The 22,787-nt window shown below is 62.9% G+C and carries 27 protein-coding genes and 1 pseudogene; 12 read left to right on the top strand and 16 right to left on the bottom strand.

Annotated features, from left to right (window positions below; genetic code table 11):
* Positions 1-130 precede the first annotated feature (130 nt).
* The 3 genes from M1D34_RS05900 (at position 131) to M1D34_RS05890 (ending at position 2,199) form a co-directional block, all read left to right on the top strand.
* A complete protein-coding gene (locus M1D34_RS05900; protein WP_003535103.1) occupies positions 131-934 on the top strand; it encodes an ABC transporter permease in 804 nt (267 codons plus the stop codon).
* The gene (locus M1D34_RS05895) at positions 931-1,761 is read left to right on the top strand and encodes an ABC transporter permease (protein WP_153313338.1); all 831 of its coding nucleotides are present in this window, start codon (positions 931-933) and stop codon (positions 1,759-1,761) included. Before M1D34_RS05900 ends, M1D34_RS05895 begins: the two co-directional genes overlap by 4 nt.
* A gap of 171 nt (positions 1,762-1,932) precedes the next feature.
* On the top strand, positions 1,933-2,199 hold the full coding sequence (locus tag M1D34_RS05890) for an usg protein (protein ID WP_003535108.1): 267 nt from the start codon (positions 1,933-1,935) through the stop codon (positions 2,197-2,199).
* A gap of 140 nt (positions 2,200-2,339) precedes the next feature.
* On the opposite strand, the gene M1D34_RS05885 is transcribed toward M1D34_RS05890, so the two are convergent.
* Both M1D34_RS05885 and M1D34_RS05880 read right to left on the bottom strand, forming a co-directional pair.
* Positions 2,340-3,044, bottom strand: coding sequence for an SDR family oxidoreductase (locus tag M1D34_RS05885; protein ID WP_498781143.1), 705 nt, complete (start codon positions 3,042-3,044; stop codon positions 2,340-2,342).
* A gap of 119 nt (positions 3,045-3,163) precedes the next feature.
* Positions 3,164-3,889 (bottom strand): DUF2270 domain-containing protein, encoded by a 726-nt coding sequence (locus M1D34_RS05880; RefSeq protein WP_003535111.1) that lies wholly within the window; start codon positions 3,887-3,889, stop codon positions 3,164-3,166.
* 244 nt (positions 3,890-4,133) lie between these two features.
* Here M1D34_RS05880 and M1D34_RS05875 point away from each other — a divergent pair, with 244 nt between their 5' ends.
* From M1D34_RS05875 to M1D34_RS05865, 3 genes are all read left to right on the top strand, one after another.
* Positions 4,134-4,961, top strand: coding sequence for a class I SAM-dependent DNA methyltransferase (locus M1D34_RS05875; RefSeq protein ID WP_003535118.1), 828 nt, complete (start codon positions 4,134-4,136; stop codon positions 4,959-4,961).
* 67 nt (positions 4,962-5,028) lie between these two features.
* Positions 5,029-5,898, top strand: coding sequence for an NAD(P)-dependent oxidoreductase (locus M1D34_RS05870; RefSeq protein ID WP_153313340.1), 870 nt, complete (start codon positions 5,029-5,031; stop codon positions 5,896-5,898).
* A complete protein-coding gene (locus M1D34_RS05865; RefSeq protein WP_153320639.1) occupies positions 5,895-6,593 on the top strand; it encodes a DNA alkylation repair protein in 699 nt (232 codons plus the stop codon). The genes M1D34_RS05870 and M1D34_RS05865 overlap by 4 nt, the downstream gene beginning before the upstream one ends.
* Before the next feature lie 44 nt (positions 6,594-6,637).
* Here M1D34_RS05865 and M1D34_RS05860 read toward each other — a convergent pair whose 3' ends face one another.
* The 3 genes and pseudogenes from M1D34_RS05860 to M1D34_RS05850 all read right to left on the bottom strand — a co-directional run bounded on the left by M1D34_RS05860 (position 6,638) and on the right by M1D34_RS05850 (position 8,531).
* On the bottom strand, positions 6,638-7,126 hold the full coding sequence (locus M1D34_RS05860) for an Lrp/AsnC family transcriptional regulator (protein ID WP_003535303.1): 489 nt from the start codon (positions 7,124-7,126) through the stop codon (positions 6,638-6,640).
* A gap of 64 nt (positions 7,127-7,190) precedes the next feature.
* Positions 7,191-7,819, bottom strand: a pseudogene (locus tag M1D34_RS05855) (uracil-DNA glycosylase family protein).
* Positions 7,812-8,531: a thermonuclease family protein gene (locus tag M1D34_RS05850; RefSeq protein ID WP_013844517.1), complete on the bottom strand. Its 720-nt coding sequence runs from the start codon at positions 8,529-8,531 to the stop codon at positions 7,812-7,814. Before M1D34_RS05850 ends, M1D34_RS05855 begins: the two are co-directional and overlap by 8 nt.
* A 149-nt stretch (positions 8,532-8,680) precedes the next feature.
* On the opposite strand from M1D34_RS05850, the gene M1D34_RS05845 reads away from it, so the two are divergent.
* Positions 8,681-10,216, top strand: a complete 1,536-nt coding sequence (locus tag M1D34_RS05845) for a sensor histidine kinase (RefSeq protein WP_127540129.1) — start codon at positions 8,681-8,683, stop codon at positions 10,214-10,216.
* A 28-nt stretch (positions 10,217-10,244) separates the two neighbouring features.
* Here the strand turns inward: M1D34_RS05845 and M1D34_RS05840 are convergent, their stop codons facing one another.
* Together M1D34_RS05840 and cobT are read right to left on the bottom strand one after the other, a co-directional pair.
* A complete protein-coding gene (locus tag M1D34_RS05840; RefSeq protein WP_010969538.1) occupies positions 10,245-10,658 on the bottom strand; it encodes a diacylglycerol kinase in 414 nt (137 codons plus the stop codon).
* A 204-nt stretch (positions 10,659-10,862) separates the two neighbouring features.
* A complete protein-coding gene (gene cobT, locus M1D34_RS05835; protein ID WP_003535313.1) occupies positions 10,863-11,879 on the bottom strand; it encodes a nicotinate-nucleotide--dimethylbenzimidazole phosphoribosyltransferase in 1,017 nt (338 codons plus the stop codon).
* A gap of 139 nt (positions 11,880-12,018) precedes the next feature.
* Here cobT and M1D34_RS05830 point away from each other — a divergent pair, with 139 nt between their 5' ends.
* From M1D34_RS05830 to M1D34_RS05820, 3 genes are read left to right on the top strand one after another with little or no spacing between them, the layout of a single operon-like run.
* Complete coding sequence (locus tag M1D34_RS05830; RefSeq protein ID WP_153313342.1) at positions 12,019-12,807, top strand: adenosylcobinamide-GDP ribazoletransferase; 789 nt, start codon at positions 12,019-12,021, stop codon at positions 12,805-12,807.
* 46 nt (positions 12,808-12,853) lie between these two features.
* The gene (locus M1D34_RS05825) at positions 12,854-13,075 is read left to right on the top strand and encodes a DUF1289 domain-containing protein (protein ID WP_003535317.1); all 222 of its coding nucleotides are present in this window, start codon (positions 12,854-12,856) and stop codon (positions 13,073-13,075) included.
* The gene (locus tag M1D34_RS05820; protein WP_010969540.1) at positions 13,072-13,773 is read left to right on the top strand and encodes a TIGR02281 family clan AA aspartic protease; all 702 of its coding nucleotides are present in this window, start codon (positions 13,072-13,074) and stop codon (positions 13,771-13,773) included. The genes M1D34_RS05825 and M1D34_RS05820 overlap by 4 nt, the downstream gene beginning before the upstream one ends.
* Positions 13,774-13,792: 19 nt before the next feature.
* Here the strand turns inward: M1D34_RS05820 and M1D34_RS05815 are convergent, their stop codons facing one another.
* The 9 genes from M1D34_RS05815 to M1D34_RS05775 all read right to left on the bottom strand — a co-directional run bounded on the left by M1D34_RS05815 (position 13,793) and on the right by M1D34_RS05775 (position 21,570).
* Complete coding sequence (locus M1D34_RS05815; RefSeq protein WP_498781137.1) at positions 13,793-14,554, bottom strand: ABC transporter permease; 762 nt, start codon at positions 14,552-14,554, stop codon at positions 13,793-13,795.
* Complete coding sequence (locus tag M1D34_RS05810; protein WP_003535323.1) at positions 14,551-15,477, bottom strand: ABC transporter ATP-binding protein; 927 nt, start codon at positions 15,475-15,477, stop codon at positions 14,551-14,553. The genes M1D34_RS05815 and M1D34_RS05810 overlap by 4 nt, the downstream gene beginning before the upstream one ends.
* Before the next feature lie 120 nt (positions 15,478-15,597).
* Positions 15,598-15,915 carry an ArsR/SmtB family transcription factor gene (locus M1D34_RS05805; protein WP_010969541.1) on the bottom strand — a complete coding sequence of 106 codons (318 nt, stop codon included), beginning with the start codon at positions 15,913-15,915 and terminating at the stop codon, positions 15,598-15,600.
* Between the two features lie 205 nt (positions 15,916-16,120).
* Entirely contained in the window at positions 16,121-16,645 is a 525-nt protein-coding gene (locus tag M1D34_RS05800; protein ID WP_010969542.1) for an acetyltransferase, read from the bottom strand.
* The gene (locus tag M1D34_RS05795; RefSeq protein ID WP_010969543.1) at positions 16,638-16,928 is read right to left on the bottom strand and encodes a type II toxin -antitoxin system TacA 1-like antitoxin; all 291 of its coding nucleotides are present in this window, start codon (positions 16,926-16,928) and stop codon (positions 16,638-16,640) included. Before M1D34_RS05795 ends, M1D34_RS05800 begins: the two co-directional genes overlap by 8 nt.
* Positions 16,929-17,067: 139 nt before the next feature.
* On the bottom strand, positions 17,068-17,364 hold the full coding sequence (locus M1D34_RS05790) for a hypothetical protein (protein WP_498781133.1): 297 nt from the start codon (positions 17,362-17,364) through the stop codon (positions 17,068-17,070).
* A gap of 171 nt (positions 17,365-17,535) precedes the next feature.
* Positions 17,536-18,732, bottom strand: coding sequence for an extensin-like domain-containing protein (locus tag M1D34_RS05785; RefSeq protein ID WP_498781131.1), 1,197 nt, complete (start codon positions 18,730-18,732; stop codon positions 17,536-17,538).
* Positions 18,733-18,981: 249 nt separating this feature from the next.
* Positions 18,982-19,536 (bottom strand): Kazal-type serine protease inhibitor domain-containing protein, encoded by a 555-nt coding sequence (locus M1D34_RS05780; RefSeq protein WP_498781129.1) that lies wholly within the window; start codon positions 19,534-19,536, stop codon positions 18,982-18,984.
* 219 nt (positions 19,537-19,755) lie between these two features.
* Positions 19,756-21,570 (bottom strand): methyl-accepting chemotaxis protein, encoded by a 1,815-nt coding sequence (locus M1D34_RS05775; RefSeq protein WP_498781127.1) that lies wholly within the window; start codon positions 21,568-21,570, stop codon positions 19,756-19,758.
* A gap of 209 nt (positions 21,571-21,779) precedes the next feature.
* On the opposite strand from M1D34_RS05775, the gene M1D34_RS05770 reads away from it, so the two are divergent.
* Together M1D34_RS05770 and M1D34_RS05765 are read left to right on the top strand one after the other, a co-directional pair.
* Positions 21,780-22,169 carry an acyl-CoA thioesterase gene (locus M1D34_RS05770; RefSeq protein WP_003535335.1) on the top strand — a complete coding sequence of 130 codons (390 nt, stop codon included), beginning with the start codon at positions 21,780-21,782 and terminating at the stop codon, positions 22,167-22,169.
* A gap of 11 nt (positions 22,170-22,180) precedes the next feature.
* Positions 22,181-22,771, top strand: coding sequence for a hypothetical protein (locus tag M1D34_RS05765; RefSeq protein ID WP_010969549.1), 591 nt, complete (start codon positions 22,181-22,183; stop codon positions 22,769-22,771).
* Positions 22,772-22,787 lie beyond the last annotated feature (16 nt).

The raw sequence follows: 22,787 nt of genomic DNA, 5'->3' as shown, positions 1-22,787 counted from the left end.
GCGTCTCGCGTCCTATAGGTGCGCAAAGGCGGCTGTAACCCTTTAAGTTGCTGCATGGTTTGTCGTTTGGTTATTTACGATTACAGCAAACATGCAGTAGACGCCAAAAACGGTACGGGGAATTATTGGCATGAGCGGACTGTTTGCCGCCCTTTCCGCCGGTCTCGCCTGGATCGGTGCGATCATCGATCCGCTATGCGGTCCCGCGGGGATCTTTCGCTGGTTCGGCTCGGGAACGCTACTTGCATGCGGAGACGCGGGTTGGGGCGATGAAATCGCCTATGGCTTCCTGGTCACCGCCAGTCTCGCGGTCGCAACGCTTCCGGTGGGCTTGGTCATCGGCTTCTTCGTCGCGCTCGCCAAGCAATCGGAGGAAAAGTCCCTGCGACTGGCGGGCAACATCTATACGACGATTTTTCGGGGCCTGCCGGAACTCCTCACGCTTTTCATCGTCTATTACGGCCTGCAGATCCTGGTTCAACAGTTCCTCGCGACGGTCGGCTATGAGGGAGCGGTCGAGATCAATGCCTTCGTAGCGGGAATGATCGCACTCGGAGTGGTCTTTTCGGCCTATTGCTCCGAGGTGCTGCTTTCGGCCTTCAAGGCCATTCCTCACGGGCAGTACGAAGCCGGTGACGCGCTCGGGCTGCACCGGGGCAAGACGATGCGCCTCATCATCCTGCCGCAGCTCATCCGAATCGCGCTGCCCGGCCTCGGCAATCTCTGGATGGCGCTGCTCAAGGATACCGCCCTTGTCTCGGTCATCGGCCTTCCGGACATTCTCCGGCAAACCGGGATCGCGGCGCGCGTCACCAAGCATGCCTTCGAGTTCTTCGGCATCGCCTGCGTTCTCTTCCTCGTCCTGGCGATGATTTCCTCCGTCGTATTCTCGGCGCTCGAGCGCTCGACCAAACGCGCGGAGGCGGGCCGATGAGCATTGCCGAGACCATGATCCCGCCGCAGGCGCCGCCGCCCTCCCCGCCGAAGCCCTACACCTTCTCGCGCTTTTTCGGCAGCGTTGCGCTCGGCATCTGGCTGGCGCTCGGCGTCGGCATCTTCCTGACGGTCGTCAATGGCTGGGACCCGGAAAAATTCTCCCGCTACGGACCGAGTTTCCTCTCCGGCCTCGGAGTAACGCTGACACTCGTCATCTCGTCGATTCTCATGGGCGCCGTCCTTTCGCTGCCCGTGGCGCTCGGGCGCATGTCGAAAAACAGGCTCTGGGGCTGGGTCGCCTATGCCTATGTCTATTTCTTCCGCGGCACGCCGCTCATCACCCAGCTCTTCCTCATCTATTACGGGCTCGGCAGCTTCCGTCCGCAGCTCGAAACCGTTGGACTGTGGTGGTTCTTCCGCGATGCCTGGAACTGCGCGCTCTTCACCTTCACTCTGAACACCGCCGCCTATCAGGCGGAAATCCTGCGCGGCGCCATCGAAAGCGTGCCGCGCGGCCAGCGCGAGGGGGCGGCCGCGCTCGGCCTGCCGGAGCGCGTAGCCTTCTTCAAGGTCATTCTGCCCCAGGCGATGATCGTAGCGCTGCGCCCCTACGGCAACGAAATCATCCTGATGATCAAGGGCTCGGCAATCGTGGCGATCGTCACGGTCTTCGATCTCATGGGTGAGACGCGGCGCGCTTTCTCCCGGACCTTCGACTACCAGATGTATATCTGGGCGGCGATCCTCTATCTGCTGATGGTGGAATTGCTGCGCAACATCTGGGGCTGGCTGGAAGCCCGCCTGACCCGCCATCTGAAGCGCTAAACGCGTTTGGCCGCAGGCCGTATTCCTGTAGCTTGGCAGCACTCGCCGTCATATGCTGCCAAGCGATTGTTTTTGTAAGCGATTTCTCGCTTTATTCACCTACATTAAGGCTTGATTAAGCAATCAAGCGCTCCATCATAGAGACCAACCTTTGTGAAAAGTGAGGTCCGCATGACGAACGACATGGAACTGCAGCTCAAGGGTTACGGGCTGACGACGGCTCAGATACTTTATCGGATGCCCGACCACCCGGCTTTCCTGCAGACATACATCTGGCAACACTACGACATCGCGCCGGACTTTCCGGAAATGCACAGCTTCCTCAAATTCTGGCAGGAGAAGCTGGACGGCCCGCTGCATTCGGTACGCTATGTGCACCGGAAGTTGATCTCGGCGTCCGAATGGCGGGCTCTCAAGGGAGAGTTTATCGTCCACTAGATCACGATGTTTTCAGGTCGGGTCGACCTAAAAACATGAACGTGATCGATTCAAGAAATTGGAGCGGGATGCGGGCGGAAAACCGCACACACTTTTCCTCATCCTGCTCCAGGTTCCGGTGCACGTCGTTGTCGGATGGGTCAGACGGATCGGGTGATGCCGCCGTCGATACGGATGTTCTGGCCGGTGATATAGCCTCCGCGGTCGCTTGCGAGCAGCGCGATCAACTCGGCCACCTCCTCCGATGCGCCGTAGCGTCCCATCGGAATCCGCCGACGGCGTTCCTCCGTTTCAGGCAGACTGTCGATAAAGCCGGGCAGAACATTGTTCATGCGGATATTGTCGGCGGCATACCGGTCGGCAAAGAGTTTGGTGAAAGCCGCAAGCCCGGAACGGAAGACCCCCGACGTTGGAAACAATGGGTCGGGTTCAAAGGCAGCGTAGGTGGAAATATTGACGATGCTGCCGGATTTCTGCTCCACCATGATCGGCGTCACCAGCCGGGTCGGCCGCACGACATTGAGGAAATAGACATCCATCCCCCGGTGCCATTCCTCGTCGGTGAGTTCGAGCACCGGAGCCCGCGGGCCATGGCCTGCCGAATTGATCAGCGCGTCCACGCGCCCCCAGGCGTCATAGGCCGTATCGACGAGCCGCTTCAGATCGTCGCTCGACTGATTCGATCCGGTGACGCCGATACCGCCGAGTTCCTTTGCGAGCGCCTCGCCCTTGCCGGACGAAGAAAGGATTGCAACCCTGTAGCCCTCTGCCGCCATCCGCCGTGCCGCCCCGGCCCCCATGCCGGAACCGCCGGCCGTGACGATCGCCACCTTCTGTTCGCTCATCTTGTGCTCCTTTTGGCATGACCGAGAGAAGCGCAGTTGAAGCAGGCCTGCGCGCCGGCATCAAATGAGAATTTCTGAAGGCGGCATCAGCAATGCGGCGCAGCGGCGCACGCAGCGTCTCAGACATGAACCTCGCCATGAGCCAATTCGCCGGCGCCTGTCGCCCTGTGGAGGGAACCGTAGAGCACGACCGCATAGAAGAGCGCGACGCCAATCGCCACGGCAACGCCCGGCACCGGACCGAGAGCGGCGTTCTCGGCAACATCGGCCCAGGAACGGACATGGCCGAAGGGCTCTCCCGTGCTCGAAATCTTCGGGGAGGAAATCTTCAGTGCCCATGCCAGGAGCAGGATCAGGTACATCCAGCAATAATTGCGCTGCAACCGCCGGCAGAGGGCCTCCCTGTAGCCCATCAGGAAAGCCGGCTGGCGCAGGCTCTTGGCGACCGACACCGACCATCTGAAGCTCGGCGTGCCTTCAGGGCACAAGATCTGCGCGAAGTAGCCGCGTTCCATCTGGCGCACGCGGGCACGATAAACGTCGAAGAAACGGTAACGCCGCGCTTCGATCAGCAGCAACAGGCTGATGAGCAGCATGGCGAAGAGAAGGACACCGTGATGGGACGACGGCGTCGAGAGCGAAACCGAAAGCATCGCTGCGACCACGGTGATCGCCCAGTTCGATGTTCGGTCTATGCGGTCCCGCCAACCGGCCATCCGCCCGATTTCGCCGCGATAATAGTGGATGATCGCGTTGATCGTCTCCTGCGGTGTCTGCGGCAGAGGCGGCGTTTGCCGCTCCGGTATCTCCGTTTCCAATGTCAACGGGCTCAATTCGGCAGACATCGGCATTCCTCCGGATTTTTCATTCTTTTAGGAATGATGACTCCTTTTCGATCAAGGTTAAATGCCGCGCGCCCCGACCTGGTCAAAATCTTTGCCGCAGGCGATTGTTCCCATTATTCTGCTCACTCGGGAGACCCTCCCTCGCGCCGCGAGATCTTATGACTCCGCAGGAATCGGGGGCCACTTACAGGAACGGCCGCGACCGGCGATTGTCAAAGGCCGCCGGGGGTCGTAAGAAGCGCCCATGACGCAGAAAATCAAGAAGATCGACGAGGAAGCCCTCGCAGAGGCCTATAACCGCGCGCTTGCCTTGGAGAAGTCCGGGCATTTCGACGCGGCCGCCGCCGCCTATCGGGAAGTTCTGGAAATCGACCCGGAGGACCACGGCGGTGCCGCCGTTCGGCTGGCATCGATGGGCCGCGGCGAGACGCCGCTCAAGGCTTCGGACGCCTATGTGGCAACGCTCTTCGATCAGCACGCCGACGTCTTCGACAATGTTCTCGTCGACCAGCTCCACTATTGCGTGCCACTGCTCGTGCGCCAGCGGATTCAGGCGCTCGGGCTCGGACCGTTCAAGCGCGTCCTCGATCTTGGCTGCGGCACCGGGCTGACCGGAGGTGCGCTGCGCGACATGGCGGAAGACATAACCGGCGTGGACCTTTCGGAAAACATGGTGGAGATCGCCCATGAGAAGGACCTCTACGAGACGCTCTATGTTGCAGAGGCGGTCGATTTTCTCGACGACAATGACGACGAACCGTTCGACCTGATCGCCGCAACCGACGTCCTGCCCTATATCGGCGCATTGGAGCCGCTGTTCTTCGGCGCGGTTGACAACATGGTGCCGGGCGGGCTCCTGATCTTCTCGAGCGAGAGCCTGCCGGACGAGACTCCGGCGGGGCAAGGCTTCGCCGTCGGACCGCACCAGCGCTTCGCCCACTCGGAAACCTACCTGCGCGAACGCCTGGCGGCGACCGGGTTCGAGATCGTTGACATCACCGACATCACGGTGCGCATGGAGGAAGGCGAGCCGATTGCCGGCCAATTGGTGATCGCCCGCTTCAAACCCTGATTGAAGGCTGCTGCGACCGCGGCTATCGTCGGGCGGAACATGCCATCGCAAACGGAGTCTCAAGGAAATGGCCAAAGTCGCATTCATCGGTCTCGGCGTAATGGGATACCCGATGGCCGGTCATCTCAAGGCCCGCGGCGGGCACGATGTCACGGTCTATAACCGGACCGCCGCCAAGGCGGAGCAATGGGCAGCGGCATTCGGCGGCCGGACCGCGGCAACGCCGGCCGAGGCGGCCAAGGACCAGGATTTCGTCTTCGCCTGCGTCGGCAACGACGACGACCTCCGCTCCGTAACCACGGGAGAGAACGGCGCCTTCGAAACGATGGCACCCGGGTCGGTCTTCATCGACAACACGACGGCATCGGCCGCGGTTGCGCGCGAGCTCTATGCGGCGGCGGCGGCGAAGGGGGCGCATTTCATCGACGCGCCGGTCTCCGGCGGACAGGCCGGAGCGGAAAACGGCGTGCTCACCGTCATGTGCGGGGGCGATGCGGGAGCCTTCGACAAGGCCAAGCCCGTCATCGAAGCCTATGCCCGGATGGTCGGTTTGATGGGCCCCGCCGGCGCCGGCCAACTCACCAAGATGATCAATCAGATCTGTATCGCAGGGCTCGTCCAGGGGCTCGCAGAGGGAATCCATTTCGGCAAGAAAGCAGGGCTCGACATCGAGAAGGTGATCGAGGTCATCTCCAAGGGAGCGGCCGGTTCCTGGCAGATGGAAAATCGCCACAAGACCATGAACGAAGGCAAGTATGACTTCGGCTTCGCGGTCGACTGGATGCGCAAGGATCTGGATATCGTCCTCGCCGAGGCCCGGCACAACGGCGCCAAGCTTCCGGTGACCGCCCTCGTCGACCAGTTCTACGGCGACATCCAGGCGCTCGGCGGCAATCGCTGGGATACGTCTTCCCTGCTGGCCCGCCTCGAAAAATGACGCCTGGTCCGGCGTCGACGGCGGAAGAGATCATCGAACACCTCCGCGCCCTCGGCTCGGACGAGAACATCGCCGGCATGGCGCGCTTCGGCATTGCGACCGAAACCGCCCTGGGGCTTTCGAACGTCCAGCTTCGCCGCGTCGCCCGCCTGGTAAAGACCGACCACGCCCGCGCCCTCGACCTCTGGACCTCCGGCATCCGCGAAGCACGCCTGCTGGCAGCGTTCACCGCGGACCCGAAGGCGCTGACGCTCGCTGAAGCGCGGCAATGGGCGAATGCCTGCAACTCCTGGGAAGTGGTCGATACCGTTGCCGACCTCTTCGTCGCAGCGCGCCTCGAGCAAGTCATCATTCCTGAATTCGCCGCCGATGAGCGGGAATTCGTCCGCCGCCTGGCCTTCGCGATGATCGCAACAGCCGCCGTGCATCTCAAGAAGGAGCCGGATTCGACGCTGCTTGCCTGGCTGCCGCTGATCGAGACTCATGCGGCCGACGAGCGCAACTTCGTGAAGAAGTCGGTCAACTGGGCACTCAGGCAGATCGGCAAGCGCAACCCCGCCTGCCACGGCCCGGCCCTGGCGCTCGCGCAAAAGCTCGCGGCCAGCACGGACCGCACGGCGCGATGGACGGGCAAGGACGCGCTGCGCGAATTGACGAACGGCAAGGTCCGCCAGCGACTGGGGCTTCCCGCATGAAGGTCGCCTACCCGGGCTTGACCGGGGGATAACCACCCGGCCTTCTAATCCTCGCTCGATTTTGCCTGGTCGATGACCATGTAATCGAGCGGCAGCTGCGTCGTATATTTGATCTGCTCCATGGCGAAGGCCGAGGAAACGTCGCGGATCTCGATCTTGGCGATCAGACGCTTGTAGAAGGCATCATAGGCCGCGATATCCGGAACGACCACGCGCAGGAGATAATCCACGTCGCCGCTCATACGGTAGAATTCCACCACTTCCGGAAAATCCGCCACGACTTCGGAAAACCGCCGCAGCCACTCCATGGAATGCGAATTGGTGCGCACCGACACGAATACGGTGACCTTGGTGTTGACCTTCACCGGATCGAGAAGCGCGACACGGCGGCGGATCACGCCCTCCTCTTCCATCTTCTGGATGCGCCGCCAGCAAGGCGTGGTGGAAAGCCCGACCTTCTTTGCGAGGTCGGCTACGGCCAAGGTCGAGTCTTCCTGCAAAAGCCGCAGGATCTTGCGGTCTAGGCGATCCATGGAAAGTCCTCTCGAATATTTTTCCCTCTATAGCGCGGGATTTATGAAAATAAAGAAAATTGTTTCAGATCGTCAGCGCCTGCACCCGTTCACGCAGGAAGGGCAGCAGCTCGGCCTCGAACCAGGGATGACGCCGGAGCCAGCCGGTATTGCGCCAGCTCGGATGCGGCAGCGGCAATACGGAGATGCCGGAATTGCGTTTCGCGTAGCGTTGCCAGTTGCGCACGGTCTCCGTCATGGATTTCGGACAGTCCGTTCCGAGATGCCAGCGCTGCGCTAATGGCCGACCGCCAGCACCAGCTCGATCTGCGGCATCGCGTCCATCGCCCTCTGCCGCCACAGCGGCGCACATTCGCTTCTCGGCGGCAGGTCGCTGCCGTGTCTGTCGTAGCCCGGAAAACAGAAACCCATCGGCACGATCGCGAAGTTTCGCTGATCGTAGAATGCCGCCCGGTCCACCGACAGCCATTGCCGCAGCCGATCGCCCGAAGCATCGTTGAAGGGAAGACCGCTTTCATGGACCCGCAGGCCGGGCGCCTGCCCGGCGATCAGAATCCGAGCCGACGCGGAAAGCACCGCCACCGGCCTCGGCTCGTGCGGCAGCCGGTGGCCTTCGCCGCGCGCCGGCTCGTCACGGCACCGGCGACAGACCGAGATCGCCGCCCGCAACGCCTGCAGCTGCTCCTCAGTCACCGCCGATCCTCGCCATGATCGCGCTCGAATGCTCCTGAAGCCATTGGATAATGATCTCCAGCCAGTCACCCGCCCGGTGCGGGGCCTCCTCCGCACCGCCGTTCGAACGCCGCCATTCCTGCGGCCTCACGAAATCGCCTCCCCAGAGACCCAGCCGGCCGGTTCGCGCCGTTTCCTCTTCGTCACGGTAGAGCCCATAGCTGACCGCATGACCGGAGAGGACCATCTCTCTTCCGAGGTCGGCCCCGCCAGCCGCGCAGACACCCAGTTCCCGGCCATAGCGATCGCGGCCATGGAGCCGGCAGACGGTTGTTGTTCCCGCGACGAGAGCAACCAACCGTCGCCGCGCCTGCGCGCCGCAGTCCCACGCGGTTTCCCCGCGTCGGCACATCTGACCGATCTCCGGGGCATCGATGCCTTCGATGCGTATGCGGCGCCCGTCGAGCCGCAGGCTGTCGCCATCGCTCGCCGACGCCGGGCCGCTCAACTCGCCGGTCACGGGGCGTTCCGGCGCGGGCAGCTGCGCGGCTATATAGGCGCCGATACCGAGCAGGACCAGGAAGATCCACCCGCCGGCCATGCCGCCGCTGCCGGACGGCCTTTTTCGCCGCGCGGGAACTCCGGAGCGACCGAAGCCAAAGCGCCTTCCAGCAGAGCCCGGGCCTGCGCCGCTGCCGCCGACAATCCGAAATCTGCGGTTCTGCGACTTCACGCCCAGCGCCTCCTCGTGTTGTTCCTGCCCGCGTTCCGACCTCGAAAACCGCAATCGCGCCACAATGGTTGTCGAATCCTTCATGGGGGCAGCAACTTCTTAAGGATTGCATCCTAGAGTGCAAGCTGAACCCAATCCTGACCAGAAGCATGAGCATCGCCGCCAGCACATCGACCGACAAGATCATCGTGGACAAGTCGCGGAGCCATCGAAACAAGGCTGTTTCGAAGACCGTTCGCGCGACGCGTCAGCGGCTGCAGACCGGCACATCGGCACCGTCCGGCTTCGAACGGGAAATGCTCCTGCTCCACATCGAGTCCGTGCTCCACGGCGCGATGGCCCTGCCTCTCCTCGTGATCCTGATCGCCGCCAGCGGCATCTACCTCTCTGGCGACCCGCATATTCTCGCCTGGGCCTTGTTGGCGCTTTCGGCGCATGCGGTCACCATCTTTCTCGCGCGAAAGGCCAAGCGCGAGGATGTCGTCACCGAAAAAGTGTCCGTCTGGCGCCGCCGCTTCCTCGCAAGCCAGATGCTGACCGGCCTGTGCTGGGCGATCTTCACGCTCCCGGACTGTGCGTCCTGCGGCGAGATCGCTTCCGGACTCTTCGAGGGAACGGTGCTCTTCATTGCCCTTGCGGTCACCGCCATGGGCACTTTCCTGTTGCGCAACGCCCTCTACTACACGTTTCTGCCGGTCCTGGCCGCGCTCGGCTTCTCCTCACTCAGGACCGGTGACGCGATCGATATCGGCCTCACGGGCATTCTGGCGCTCTCGCTCGTCTTCCTGGCGTTCATGACCGACAGGATGAACCGCGCCAACGTCCATATTCTCTCGGTACAGTCCGAAAAGGACGATCTCATCGCCGAACTCGAGGTGGCGAAGTCCATGTCGGACGAGGCTCGCCGCCGCGCGGAAGAAGCGAACCTCGCCAAGTCCCGTTTCCTAGCCTCGATGTCGCATGAGCTGCGCACACCGCTCAATGCCATCCTCGGCTTCTCAGAGGTCATGTCGACAGAGGTACTCGGGCCGCTCAGCAACCCGACCTACAAGGAATACACGCTGGACATCCATCGCTCCGGCGAGCACCTCTTGAATCTCATCAACGAAATTCTCGATCTTTCGCGTATCGAAGCCGGCAAGTACGAGCTCAGCGAGGATGCGGTAAACCTGGCAGAGATCGTCGAGGATTGCATCGGCATGGTTCAGCTCCGCGCTCGCGGCAAGAACATAACCATCGGCCATCAGTTCGAACAGGCGATGCCGTCTGTCTGGGCGGACGAGAAGGCCATGCGCCAGGTGACGCTCAACCTTCTTTCGAATGCCGTCAAGTTCACCCCGTCGGGCGGTGAGGTCAGCGTGAAGGTCGGCTGGACCGCCGGCGGCGGACAATATCTTTCGATCAGGGACAACGGCCCCGGCATTCCGGAAGAGGAAATCCCGATCGTCCTTTCCGCCTTCGGCCAGGGTTCGATCGCCATCAAGAGCGCCGAACAGGGTACCGGCCTCGGACTGCCGATCGTCCAGGCGATCCTCGCCAAGCATGGCGGCCAGTTCATCCTGCGCTCGAAACTCCGGGAAGGCACCGAGGCGATCGCCATCCTGCCGCCGCGTCGCGTACTGCAGAGCTTGCCCCCGGTCGAGGACGTCCCTTCCCTCACCCGACGGCGAAGGAGCTTTGCCTGATCATCTGCATGCGCCGCCGCGTTGCTGGTCAGCCCAGGAAGCGAGCGAGAAATATCACGTACAGCGCATAGGCCGCATTGGCGAGAATGAGGCAAAGGCACGCGAAGGAGCCGAGATCCTTTGCGTTCCTGCCCATTTCGGAGATCTCCGGCGAGACGCGGTCGACGATCTCCTCGATCGCGGTGTTGATCGCCTCGAAGGCCATCATCAGCAGAAACAGGATTGCCATCGCGACGTACTGGAACAGGTTCGCGCCGACGATCATGAACGCGACCATCGCGACCGCGAAGGCGATGAGTTCGTGCCTGAATGCCGCCTCGCCGATCAGGCGTTTCGCACCGCCGAAGGAATAGCTGGCCGCCGCGAAAAGATGCCGGATACCACGATGCTTGTGGACCGGCGCGGCGGTGCCGTTGCGGGAGGTAGTGTTCTTGGCGTCCATTTCGTCTCGCGGGTTGGGAGAGGGCACAGCTTCGACGTTCCTATTGAGGCGAATCAAAGGCGGCACCAATGCCGCATTGCGAGGCCACCCGAACCGATGACCCGGCGCTTCCCGGATATGCGAGAAGCCGCCGCGCATCAATAGCTGCACGGCACGAGCATAGCACGCATGACGGCCAATCGACAGCAAGCGCCGGAGCGTGCCCTACTCCTTGTTGCTTACGCCGGCCTGCGCAAAGGTCGCCATGCCGCTGTGGCAGGCAGCCGCCGCCTTGACGATGCCTGCTGCAAGAGCCGCACCCGTGCCTTCGCCAAGCCGCATGCCGAGAGCCAGGAGCGGTGTCTTGCCGAGTTTCTCGATCGCCCGCATGTGACCGGGCTCGCTTGAAACATGGCCGATCAGGCAATGGTCGAGCGCCGCCGGGTTGGCGGCCTTGAGGATCGCCGCGGCCGCGGTCGCGACGTAGCCGTCGATGATGACGGGCACCTTCTGCATCCGCGCGGCGAGAATTGCGCCCGCCATCGCCGCGATCTCGCGGCCGCCAAGCCGCCGCATGACTTCGAGCGGATCGGACAAGTGGTCGCGGTGCAGCGCAACGGCCTTTTCGACAGCAGCGATCTTGCGCATGAGCACCTCGCCTTCCGAACCGGTGCCGGGGCCGACCCATTCCTCTGCCGTGCCGCCATAGAGGCCGAGATTGATGGCGGCTGCGATCGTGGTGTTGCCGATGCCCATCTCGCCGATGCACAGCAGATCCGTGCCTCCGGCGATCGCTTCCATGCCGAAAGCCATGGTGGCGGCGCAGTCACGCTCCGAGAGAGCCGGTTCCTCGGTGATATCGCCGGTCGGATAATCGAGCGCCAGATCGAAGACCTTGAGGCCGAGGTCGTGTGCTACGCAGATCTGGTTGATGGCAGCACCGCCGGCGGCGAAGTTCTCGACCATCTGCGCCGTCACCGAAGCGGGAAAGGGCGTCACTCCCTGACGGGTCACCCCGTGATTGCCGGCGAAGATCGCGACAAGCGGCCGGTTGACCGCCGGCGGACGTCCCGTCCAGGCGGCAAGCCAGAAGGCGATTTCCTCGAGGCGCCCGAGAGCGCCGGGCGGCTTCGTCAATTGCCCGTCACGCTCGCGCGCCGCAACGAGTGCCGCCGTGTCCGGCCCAGGCAGATTGCGCAGTAGTTCGCGGAAATCATCAAACGGCAGGCCGCTGGCGCTCATGGATCATCCTTGCAATGTGAAACTCGTTCGGGGCACGTCATAGAGTGTGAGGCCGCGCGCGGCAACGGCATTTGCGCCAATTGCCGTCGTCTCGCATGATCCCGCGGAACGCCGGGCGATTCGGGATGCGGGAGACGAGATGGCAGATGTTCGCGAGCTCTGGGACGACGTCGCACGGTCGGTTGCCTTCTTGAGCCGCATTCCCGTGCCGGATCGATATTTCCGCGGCTATGACGGCGGGCTCGGCCGCGCCGTGCGCGCCTTCCCGCTTGCGGGTATCCTGATCACCCTTCCTGCCGCCGCGATAGCGTTCATTCTGGGCGCGCTTCACGCGAGCTCGCTCTTCAGCGCCTTCCTCGTCGTCGCGGTGCAGGCGATGGTCACCGGCGCCCTGCATGAGGACGGCCTTGGGGATACGGCCGATGGTTTCGGCGGCGGGCGCGATCGGGAAAGCGCGCTGGAGATCATGAAGGACAGTCGGATCGGTACCTATGGCGCGGTTGCCCTCATCCTTTCCTTCGGCCTTCGCGTCTCCGCCCTTGCCGCCTTCCTGCCGCTGCTGACGCCGACAGGCGGTGGAATTGCGCTGCTGGCCACCGCTGCGCTGAGCCGCGCCGCGATGGTCTGGCACTGGTCCCGCCTCCCCCCTGCCCGCCGCGGCGGGGTCGCCGCCTCGGCGGGTGTTCCCGAGCCGGGGGCGACATCGGTTGCGCTCGGCTCTGGCGTTCTCCTCGCGCTCGTGCTGTTTTACCTCGCCGGCATCCCGACCGTCGCCGTCCTGCTTTCGTTCGCCGCTTTCGGCCTTGCCGTGCCAGGCTTCACCCGGATCGCCTCACGCAAGCTCGGCGGCCACACCGGCGACACCATCGGCGCCACCCAGCAACTCACGGAGATCGCCGTTCTGGGCGCTCTTGCACTGGCCATCTGAAAGGCCGATATATTTTCGAACGAAACAGCAGAGCATTGTCCTGATCATGGAATCTCCCTGCATTCTCGTCTGCACGATCGACGATAGGACCGGCTACTGTTTCGGCTGCGGGCGCACACGTCAGGAGATCGGCGCCTGGACGCTCTACACCGACACCGAACGGCACAGCATCATGCAGGCCTTGCCGGCGCGACTGGAAACGGTCGAGCGCAAACCGCGGCGGGAGACGCGCCGGTCGCGCATGGCGCGAGAACGAAACGGCGCATGAGCAGACTGATCATCCTCCTCGCAATACTCGGCATCGGCCTCGTGCTGCTGATCCTCAATCACGATTCCGGCCGAACTTTCGGCATGAACAACGACGACTTCGGGCAGCTCGTTGCCCTCGGCGCTCTGGCAACGCTTTTTGCGGCTGGTATCGTCAGAAGCCGCCGAACACTGGGAGAAGGGCTGACGCAGATCGCGATCTGGCTGCTGATCGCGCTCGTCCTCGTTGCACTCTATGTCTACCGCTTCGAGCTCCAGTCCGTCGGCGACCGGGTACTGGCGGGCCTTATGCCCGGCCGGGCAATGGTCATCACCGACAGCGAGGGTCAGCAGGAGGTGGTGCTGCACAAGCGGATCGACGGCCACTTCGCCGCCGATGCGACGATCAACGGGCGTGAGGTCAGCATGCTTGTGGACACCGGTGCGAGCAGTGTCGTGCTCACCCATGAGGACGCGGCCAGGGCCGGTCTCGAGGTCGCAGATCTCGGCTACACGATCACTGTCATGACCGCGAACGGGCCGGCACTTGCGGCCCCGGTCATCCTGCCGGAGATCGCCATCGGACCGATCCGGCGGACGAATATCCGCGCCATGGTCGCGGCCGAGGGGCGACTCGACAGCAGCCTGCTCGGCATGAGCTTCCTCTCGACCCTCGACTTCCTGCAGATGCGCAGCGACGAGCTTCGGCTCAGGGACTGAGCCCCCAGCAGATCCAGCCTCAGTTACGCAGCTTGTACCCGGTCCGGAATATCCATGTCAGGGCGGACATGCAGAGGGCGAGAAAGACGAGAATAATTGCCGCGCTGGCGAGCGGATTTACGTCGGAGATCTCGAAGAAGCTCCATCGGAAGCCGCTGATCAGATAAAGGACCGGGTTGAAGTGGCTTACTGCCCGCCAGAATGACGGCAGCATGTCGATCGAATAGAAGCTGCCGCCGAGGAAGACGAGCGGCGGGACCACCAGCATCGGAATGAGGTTGAGCTGCTCGAAATCCTTCGCCCAGATGCCGATCAGGAAACCGAACAGGCTGAAGGTCACCGCCGTCAGAACGAAAAAGAAAAGCATCACGAAGGGATGGGCGATGCTGAGATCGACGAACAGCGAGGCCGTGACAAGAATGATCGTGCCGATCATCATCCCCTTTGTCGCCGCCGCCCCCACATAGCCGAGCACAATCTCCCGCATGGATATCGGTGACGACAGCACCTCATAGATCGTGCCGGTAAACTTCGGGAAATAGATACCGAATGAGCCGTTGCCGATGCACTGCGTCAGAAGCGTCAGCATCATCAACCCGGGCGTGATGAAGGCGCCGTAGGAAATCCCGTCTATTTCCTGGATGCGCCCACCGATGGCGGCGCCGAAAACGATAAAATAGAGCGAGGTGGAGATGACGGGCGACACCACGCTTTGCAGAAGCGTGCGGCGTGTGCGCGCCATTTCGAAGAAATAGATGGATTTCACTGCTTCTATGTTCATCGTCCCGCCTCCACGATCTCAACGAAAATATCCTCGAGCGAACTCTGCCTCGTGGAAATGTCCCGGAGCCTAATGCCCGCCTCGGCCAAGGCTGCGAGCAGCGACGTGATGCCCGTCCGGTCAGCGCTGGTGTCGTATTCATAGATCAGGCGTTCGCCTTCGCCCTCAAGCAACAAATTGTAGGAGGCGAGAGAATCGGGAACCCGCTCCAGAGGTTGGGCCAGATCGACGCGCAGCTGCTTGCGTCCGAGTTTCGTCATCAGCGCATTCTTGTCCTCGACGAGCAGTATCTCGCCGCTGTTGATCACCGCGATCCGGTCGGCGATCTCCTCCGCTTCCTCGATGTAGTGCGTCGTCAGAATGATCGTCACGCCCGAAGCGCGCAGCCGCTGGACGACCTCCCACATGCTCTTGCGCAGGCTGACGTCGACACCGGCCGTCGGCTCATCAAGGAAAAGGACGCGCGGCTCGTGCGAGAGCGCCTTGGCGATCAGCACGCGCCGCTTCATGCCGCCGGAAAGCTCGCGCAGCGTGCTGTCCTTCTTGTTCCAGAGCGAGAGGTCTTTCAGCACCTTTTCGATATGCGCCGGATCCGGCTTCTTGCCGTGAAGCCCGCGCGAGAAGGAAACGGTGTTCCACACGGTCTCGAATGCATCGGTGGTCAGTTCCTGCGGCACCAGGCCTATCATCGCCCGCGTCTGGCGGAAGTCGCGCACGACGTCGTTGCCGCCGACGGTAACCTTGCCGCCCGTCGCATTGACGATACCGCAGACGATCGAGATGAGCGTCGTCTTGCCGGCGCCGTTTGGACCGAGGAGGGCAAGAATTTCGCCCTCCTCGATGTCGAGGCTGACGCCTTTCAGAGCCTGGAACCCCGAGGCATAGGTCTTCGACAGATTGGAGACGGAAACGATTGGCGCCATGAAACAGATCCGGGGAAGAGGTGCAAAGTCGGCAGGGTGCTGCTCTATATGGGCCGATTCACATGGATTTGCAGCCCATCCAAGCCAAATTTGCGTTGACACTCCGTCAAATCAGTCGCTTCAGCGGCAGAATATCTGATAGAGCGCCATTACCAGCCTTACGGCCTTCTCCTCGGCGAGCCGGTAAAAGATCTGTTTGGCGTCGCGTCGTGTCGCGACGATACCAGCCTCACGCAACACGGTCAGCTGTTGCGACAAGGACGGTTGGCGGATGCCGAGCATCTCTTCCAGCTGACCGACCGAGTGCTCGCCTTCGATGAGCGTGCACAGGATCATCAGCCGGTTCTGGTTCGCCGCCGCCTTCAGCAGCGCCGCAGCTTCGTCTGCCCTTTCGGTCATGCAAGGGCGAATGTTCCGGAATTTGGTCACCGTTCCCATGGTCAGGCCCTCAGCCCCACGCTGCTCCCTTGAGCGCGTTGAACTTCAGGTAACGGGCGCCATCGGCCTCCGGTTCCGGCAGACGGCCGCCGCGGTCCGTACGCTCGCGGCACTGGCGCAACTGGTCCTCGATGGAGGCGTTACGCTGGTTCTCGGAGCGGGCGTAACGGGCAATGCGGAGCGTGACGGAGGCCTTTCTGATCGGTTATTCGCTCTGCGCGGCGTCCAGAGCGTCGATGATGGTCTTGAACGGCAGGATCAGGCTGAGCGGGCTGCTGTCAAGCAGTGGCATTGCGCCGAAACGCTCGTACCAGCGCGCCGCCTTTTCATCCTTGGCGTCGATAGCCAGCGCCACCCCGCCGACCTGCGCGGCCACGGCCAGCGCCCGCGCGCCCGCTGCCAGCAACAGATCGCCGCCAAGCCCCTGACCCTGCAATGGCAGCGCTACGGCCAGACGGGCAAGCCGGTAAACGGCGACCTCGTAGCGCCCCAGCCTTTTGGTCAGGAAATCGGGGACCTTTGCGAAGGCAATCGAGGCAGGGCTGATGGAATAGTAGCCGAGGATGCTTTCCGGCGCGGACGGAGCCACCGCCACGAAGGTCTTGGAGCCGCCGCCCTCATGGTTCTGGCGGGCATGTCGGCGCAGATATTCGTTCAGTTCCGGCGTGCCGCAGTCGAACGCCTTGCGGTCATGGTTGCGTCCGATGGGCTCTTCGCGCCAGTCAAGCACTCTTCCCGCCTCGGGCAATGCGGCGGCGTGCTGCGGCAAGCAGAGCCGGCGTCGGAGCGGGCGGGTTTTCCAGAAGGTCGAGCAGGCGCAAGGAGTCTCGCTCCGAGAGCGAGATGCGTTCGGCGTTCTCGACCACATCGAGGGCGGCGGGCAGAACAGCGCGCATGATGAAGCTGGTCACGTCCAGCCGCTCATGGGCGGCGGCGGCGGTGAGAAGCCGTTTTTCCTCGCGCGTGGTGCGCAATTCGATGCGGTCGTCACGGTTGGGAAGCGTCTGGGCCATATCGATCTCCGTTACGTACGGACGATACCCGTACCACTAAAGAAAATCAAGATGGTTACTTTTCGTCGTCGGATTCGGCGCGGGTCATTGGCGGCACGCATGGCCTTCTCGAAGTCCTCACGCGCCACGCGCCTGCCGATCAGGCGGGGATGGACAGCACCACCGCGAGCCGCGCGGCGACGTCGGTTTCGTTGCCGGCATCTCCATCAGTTGGGCGATTGTCATTAGCCGGCCTCTCTTTGTCGGGGCGCTTTCCGTCCGGCCACTCCGAGGGAACGAGGCTCATTTGCTCGTTGCTGTTCCTGCGATGCTCACTGAACGCCGCCGTGATCGCGCGAAGTGTTTCGCGCGTTTTGGGGTCAGTCAGGGACGAGTGCAGAACGATGGACAATGACGGAATTGACGGCAGGTTGAGCATCTGGCTAACCTCGATCATGTCCGCAGTTGCCAGCCGACAAGGGAATGCAGCAACCGCAAGACCGGCGGACAATGCTGCCGTCACCGCCGAGGTGCCGCCAACGAATACCTCGGTCCACCGAATCGAAGCGGCATCGCAGAGGCTAATACCGAATCTGGTCTGTCGAGCAGGGGCGCTTTCAGGCCGCGCCTAGTCGCAATGCCGGTAACCGGATTTGCGCGTTCTCAGATCGAAGTGGAAATGGTCTTTGTGGAAAGGATCGCTGCCGGGGCCGAGCACGGTGTTGAAATACTTGCAGCTATCGGTGCGCACGGCCTTCAAGAGCCCTCTTTCGCGGAAAGCGAAGAGACCTTTCCTGCGTACATCGATTTCCTTGCCGTTTTTCAGCACGAACTTGCCGACGTCGATCGCGTTGCCGCGCGCATGTTCCGACATGGGATTACCGCGCCGGGAGTTCATCGTCCGGCAGGAATAGCCGCCGAGCGGCTTGATCGTCTTGACGCCCGACCAGTAACGGTAGCGCGACGATGGCGCGAGCTCATACTTCACCCATTTGGCGAAGGCTTCCGTCACCTGGCAATTGAGCTTCACCGCGGGCTTGACGCCGATATTGCCGGAAAGGCCGCTGAGCTCGATCGGGTAGTCGATGCCACAGGACGGTCCGTTATGGACTCGCGGAACGTCGCGGAAGACGACCCCGAGCTTCTTCAACCGCTGCCTGCACGCGACCTCCGAGCCCGGCATTTCGCCGGTATATTCCGGCGTCGACACCGGGCTGCGGGCGCGCGGTATGAAAGCGACCTGCTGCGGCTGCTCGGTGCGCGTCGCCCGCTGCGGCTGGAGTACATGCGTTCGATTCGCTTCCTCGGCCGCGCTCTGCGCGGGCGCAAGGGGCGGCAGGTCGGGATCATAGCCGGGATTCGCCTCAGCCACCGGTACCGGCTGCGGCGCTCCGGCAAGCTGGCGCACATCGCTGTCGCCGATACCGGCCACGACCGGCTGCGTCGTATTCCCCTCGGCGATTTCACCGGCCTGCTCCTGCGCCAGGCCGACGACCGATTCGACGCCGAGCATGGCGTCCATGTTCACCCCCTCGGGCGGAACCGTCATCGATCCGGCCGCGGCAGCCTGGCCCTGCGGCGCAACGGCCGCATTATCGGAAACCGGGGCAACTGAGGTCTGGGTGGCCATGGCGACCGGCTCTGACGACGGATAGGCAGCGACTTCCTGCTCCGGCATGGCTGCAGGCGCCGGCCTGATCGCGCCGACACGAGAGCTCCCGTCGATCCGGGCCGGTGGCGCAAGCACGTCGGTCGTGCAGGCAACGAGTGGAATGGACAACAGCAGCGCCGCCAATGGACGATGAAGAAGAGAAACATACGCCATACTGATTGCCGCCTTCATCCATGACAAAGCTTCGGCCTTGTCCGTGCGCCGCCTGCCCACAGCCGAGAATGAACGTGCGGAATGTCGCCAAACGGGCGCTCGGTCGAGAAAGTCGGCTTTGCAAAGCAATTTAAGCAAACGTGGTAAACGAAGCCTTGCCGGCGGCACGCCAAATCAGGCGAGCGAGCACAAAAGACAAGGCCCGCATCCTTACGGATGCGGGCCTTTTCAACGTCGGTTTTCGTCCGGTTAACGGCATTCCCCGGGATGAGCCACGCGGAACCCGTCCGCCCGTGCCTCGCAGGCATTCGGGAATGTTCTTGATCGTCCGTTGCGCTCGCCGCAGACCGGCGCGAATTCCCGGGTGCAGAATTGCGGCTGCTGCGGGCGATCATCCTCGCGGCGGCATTCGCCGGGTGCGACGACGCGAAAACCCTCGGCGCGCGCCACGCATGAATTGGGGAAGGTCTGCCTTCTCGGGCCGCGCTGACCGCACACCGGCGAAAACTCGCGCGTGCAGGCTTGTTCTTCCGGCGGACGGGATGCCGGGCGGCATTCGCCGCGATGAACGACACGGAAGCCGTCGGCGCGTGCCTGGCAGGCATTGGGGAAGGTCCGCATGCGATTGCCGCGCTCGCCGCAGACCGGCGCGAATTCCATCGTGCACATTTGCGGGCCTGGCGGGCGGATCGGCCCCGGACCGGGGCGCGGTTCGTCGACGACCACGGTACAGGCAGAAAGGAAGCCGGCGGCGGCCAGGAAGATGGCGGCAGACTTCATGATGAAACGCTTTAAAGGCAACACAGGTCTCCCCCTTGACTGGCATCTCGGATGCGGCCGGATCGGCGCGCGATAGCGACCGTCCTTCCGTCGCACCATCTCGCCTGTCTTGCGGCCACGCGTCAACTCCCGCGAGATGCGCCATCCACTCACCACCGACAGGAGCAGGCTCACCAGGTTTAACGAAGAGGCCCACGTCCTTCCGAACGCAGGCCTTGTCGCCGCTACGCTTGCTGTTATCGTTTACGCTGCCCTGCCATAGGCCGGCTGCGCGCCCCGTTCCTCGAGCCTGAACTGTTCGAGCAGCGCCTTCAGCTCACGACTTTCCTGCGCCAGTGTCTGGCTTGCCGCGGTCGTCTCCTCGACCATTGCCGCGTTCTGCTGCGTCATCTGGTCCATGCTGTTAACGGCCGTGTTGACCTCCTGCAGTCCGGTCGCCTGTTCCCGAGCAGCGGTCGCAATCGCGGCCACCTGCTCGTTGACACGGTTGACCAGAGCCTCGATCTCCATCAGCGCATCGCCCGTCGAGCGGACGAGTTCGACGCCGGCGCCGACTTCCTTCACCGAGGTGCCTATCAGCGCCTTGATTTCCTTTGCCGCGCCGGCCGAGCGTTGCGCGAGTTCGCGGACCTCCTGGGCAACGACGGCGAAACCGCGGCCGGCCTCCCCTGCCCGCGCCGCCTCGACGCCTGCATTCAGCGCCAGCAGGTTCGTCTGGAAGGCGATCTCGTCGATCACGCCGATGATCTGGCTGATCCGGCTCGATGAGGCTTCGATCCGCCCCATGGCATCGATCGCGTTGCGCACGATATCACCGGATTTTGCGGCGCTCGCCTTCGTCTCGTCGACCATGTCGCGCGCCTCGAGGGCACGACCCGACGCATGACGTACGGTGGAGGTGATCTCGTCAAGAGCCGCGGCTGTCTCTTCAAGAGCCGCCGCCTGCTGTTCGGTCCGGCGCGACAGGTTGTTGGCCGCCTCTGATATATCGGCGGCACTGCCATGGACGATTTCGGTGGATCGGGAAATGGCGCCGATGACGTCGCGAAGCGCGGCGACCGCCGTGTTGAAGTCGTCCTTGAGCTTGGCATATTCCGGCGCGATCCGGGCGACCGCGGCGGTGAGGTCGCCGTTTGCCAGCCGCTCGAGCGCGGCGCCGAGCGTCTCCATCGCCTCGGCCTGGGTTGCGGCAGTCGTACGCTGGCGCTCCTCGTGGCCGCGCCGTTCTGCGTCGAGGCGGTCCTGCTGCTCCGCCTCGCGCGATCGCAGTTCGAGGCGCTCCCTGACGGAGTCGCGCAGGACGACGAGCACCTTCGCCATCTGCCCGATCTCGTCGGCGCGATCGGTTTCCGGAACATCCGAGGAAAGGTCCTCGTCTGCGATCGCCCGCATCGAGACCTTCAGCTTTTCGATGGGCCGAACGACGCTGCGCACGATCGCCAAAGCCGCCATGAGGATCGCGAGCGCTGCCGCGACCAGAATGCCGGCCATCTGCCAGGCGCGCTCGCGGAACATGGCGGCGAGATCGTCTGCATAAACACCGGTGCCGACCACCCATCCCCAGGGCTCGAAACCGGCCACATGCGAATATTTCAGCACGGGCTCGTCGGCGCCGGGCTTCGGCCAGTAATAATCGACGAAGCCCTTGCCGTGCGCCTGCACCGTCTTGACGAATTCCACGAACAGGAACTTGCCGTTCGGGTCCTTGTTCTGCGTCAGGTCGGCGCCGTCGAGTTCGGGCTTGATCGGATGCATCACCATCTTCGGATGCATATCGTTCACCCAGAAATAGCCGCTGTCCTGATAGCGCATCGCCCGGATCGCCTCCAGAGCGCGGCCCTGCGCCTCCTCGCGCGTGAGCGTTCCGGCCTTTTCCTGGCCGTGATAGGCGTCGAACACCGTGATCGCGTTCTCGTTCATCGCCGCGAGCATGGCCTTGCGCTCGGCAACCAGCTTGTCCTGCGCCTGGACCAGTCCGAAGGTCAGCGCCGCCGCCATCGTCAAAAGCGCAAACGCGACCAGCGCGTAAAGACGCGCCGAAATCCGAATTCTTCTCATCCCCTGCCTCCATTTCGAGGCATGCAGAATATGAGCGGCTATTTGCAAAGCTCCTAACAAACACTCACTAGATTTGAGGGTGATCAAATTAACGATAAAACCGTCACGCGTGCCGCCTTTGCTTCTTCAGCGTGGAATTGTTCCAGCGCCTCTTTGCTCGCCTGACGGCAGTGCGTTAAACCTTGTTCGTCAACAGGGAGACAGGCCGAATGAACGCAGCAAGCAAGCCGAATGGCGAACTGACCTTGCGCACGCTCGCAATGCCCGGCGACGCCAATGCCGCCGGCGACATCTTCGGCGGCTGGGTCATGGCGCAGATGGACCTTTCCTGCGGTATCCGGGCCGCCGAGCGCGCCAGGGGCCGCGTCGTGACTGCGGCGGTAAAGGAAATGGCCTTCGCCATGCCGGTGAAGATCGGCGACACACTCTGCATCTATACCGACATCGTCACGGTCGGGCGGACGTCGATGACGCTCAAGGTCGAGGCATGGGCGCAGCGTTACCTCTCGCATGTCATGGAAAAGGTCACCGACGCGATCTTCGTGATGGTGGCGCTCGACTCGACCGGCAAGCCGACGCCGGTTCCGTCCGAGCAATAGGGGCCGCATTCATGGAGCAGGTGCAGCCCGATCCGGCGATCTTTTCGCATATACGCGTCGTCATGGGCATGGTGATCAGCCTCTCGCTTGCGCGGCTCCTCAGCGGTGTCGCGCTTTTCGTGCAGCACCCGGGCAAGACGAAGGTCTACTGGATACACCTCGGCTGGGTGCTGTTCATGTTCGTCTTCCTCGTCCATTTCTGGTGGTGGGAGTATCACCTGCACTCGCTGGCGGTGATCGACGTCAGCGTCTATCTGTTCGTCATCCTCTATAGCTGCGTCTTCTTCCTCCTCTGCGTCTTCCTCTTCCCGACGACGCTCGACGAATACAGCGGCTACGAACATTATTTCATGTCCAGGCGCGCCTGGTTCTTCGGCTTCCTCGCCATCGCATTCGCAGTCGACCTCATCGACACGGCCTTGAAGGGCAAGGCCTATTTCCAGTCCTTCGGGATCGAATATCCGCTGCGCAATGCGGCCTATATCGCGCTCTGCATCATCGCGGCGGTCACGCCCGACCGGCGCTTCCATGCGTCTTTTCTGGTGGGCGCGGTTCTTTACCAGCTCACATGGATGTATCGCGCCTTCGACCTTCTCGATTGACGGGGGCAAACGCCCC

It is taken from the genome of Ensifer sp. D2-11, from assembly GCF_054161295.1.
Note: the sequence above shows the minus strand (reverse complement) of the source record. Positions and strands in the feature narration are given on the sequence as shown.

What these genes read in the sequence shown, in the direction of transcription:
- M1D34_RS05900 (WP_003535103.1), top strand. Translation starts at nt 131, where the DNA reads ATGAGCGGACTGTTTGCCGCCCTTTCCGCCGGTCTCGCCTGGATCGGT.
- M1D34_RS05805 (WP_010969541.1), bottom strand. Translation starts at nt 15,915, where the DNA reads ATGGGAACGGTGACCAAATTCCGGAACATTCGCCCTTGCATGACCGAA.
- M1D34_RS05885 (WP_498781143.1), bottom strand. Translation starts at nt 3,044, where the DNA reads ATGAGCGAACAGAAGGTGGCGATCGTCACGGCCGGCGGTTCCGGCATG.
- M1D34_RS05770 (WP_003535335.1), top strand. Translation starts at nt 21,780, where the DNA reads ATGAACGCAGCAAGCAAGCCGAATGGCGAACTGACCTTGCGCACGCTC.
- M1D34_RS05870 (WP_153313340.1), top strand. Translation starts at nt 5,029, where the DNA reads ATGGCCAAAGTCGCATTCATCGGTCTCGGCGTAATGGGATACCCGATG.
- M1D34_RS05860 (WP_003535303.1), bottom strand. Translation starts at nt 7,126, where the DNA reads ATGGATCGCCTAGACCGCAAGATCCTGCGGCTTTTGCAGGAAGACTCG.
- M1D34_RS05875 (WP_003535118.1), top strand. Translation starts at nt 4,134, where the DNA reads ATGACGCAGAAAATCAAGAAGATCGACGAGGAAGCCCTCGCAGAGGCC.
- M1D34_RS05845 (WP_127540129.1), top strand. Translation starts at nt 8,681, where the DNA reads ATGAGCATCGCCGCCAGCACATCGACCGACAAGATCATCGTGGACAAG.
- M1D34_RS05825 (WP_003535317.1), top strand. Translation starts at nt 12,854, where the DNA reads ATGGAATCTCCCTGCATTCTCGTCTGCACGATCGACGATAGGACCGGC.
- M1D34_RS05840 (WP_010969538.1), bottom strand. Translation starts at nt 10,658, where the DNA reads ATGGACGCCAAGAACACTACCTCCCGCAACGGCACCGCCGCGCCGGTC.
- M1D34_RS05765 (WP_010969549.1), top strand. Translation starts at nt 22,181, where the DNA reads ATGGAGCAGGTGCAGCCCGATCCGGCGATCTTTTCGCATATACGCGTC.
- M1D34_RS05895 (WP_153313338.1), top strand. Translation starts at nt 931, where the DNA reads ATGAGCATTGCCGAGACCATGATCCCGCCGCAGGCGCCGCCGCCCTCC.
- M1D34_RS05795 (WP_010969543.1), bottom strand. Translation starts at nt 16,928, where the DNA reads ATGGCCCAGACGCTTCCCAACCGTGACGACCGCATCGAATTGCGCACC.
- M1D34_RS05880 (WP_003535111.1), bottom strand. Translation starts at nt 3,889, where the DNA reads ATGTCTGCCGAATTGAGCCCGTTGACATTGGAAACGGAGATACCGGAG.
- M1D34_RS05890 (WP_003535108.1), top strand. Translation starts at nt 1,933, where the DNA reads ATGACGAACGACATGGAACTGCAGCTCAAGGGTTACGGGCTGACGACG.
- cobT (WP_003535313.1), bottom strand. Translation starts at nt 11,879, where the DNA reads ATGAGCGCCAGCGGCCTGCCGTTTGATGATTTCCGCGAACTACTGCGC.
- M1D34_RS05810 (WP_003535323.1), bottom strand. Translation starts at nt 15,477, where the DNA reads ATGGCGCCAATCGTTTCCGTCTCCAATCTGTCGAAGACCTATGCCTCG.
- M1D34_RS05785 (WP_498781131.1), bottom strand. Translation starts at nt 18,732, where the DNA reads ATGGCGTATGTTTCTCTTCTTCATCGTCCATTGGCGGCGCTGCTGTTG.
- M1D34_RS05775 (WP_498781127.1), bottom strand. Translation starts at nt 21,570, where the DNA reads ATGAGAAGAATTCGGATTTCGGCGCGTCTTTACGCGCTGGTCGCGTTT.
- M1D34_RS05790 (WP_498781133.1), bottom strand. Translation starts at nt 17,364, where the DNA reads ATGATCGAGGTTAGCCAGATGCTCAACCTGCCGTCAATTCCGTCATTG.
- M1D34_RS05865 (WP_153320639.1), top strand. Translation starts at nt 5,895, where the DNA reads ATGACGCCTGGTCCGGCGTCGACGGCGGAAGAGATCATCGAACACCTC.
- M1D34_RS05815 (WP_498781137.1), bottom strand. Translation starts at nt 14,554, where the DNA reads ATGAACATAGAAGCAGTGAAATCCATCTATTTCTTCGAAATGGCGCGC.
- M1D34_RS05830 (WP_153313342.1), top strand. Translation starts at nt 12,019, where the DNA reads ATGGCAGATGTTCGCGAGCTCTGGGACGACGTCGCACGGTCGGTTGCC.
- M1D34_RS05820 (WP_010969540.1), top strand. Translation starts at nt 13,072, where the DNA reads ATGAGCAGACTGATCATCCTCCTCGCAATACTCGGCATCGGCCTCGTG.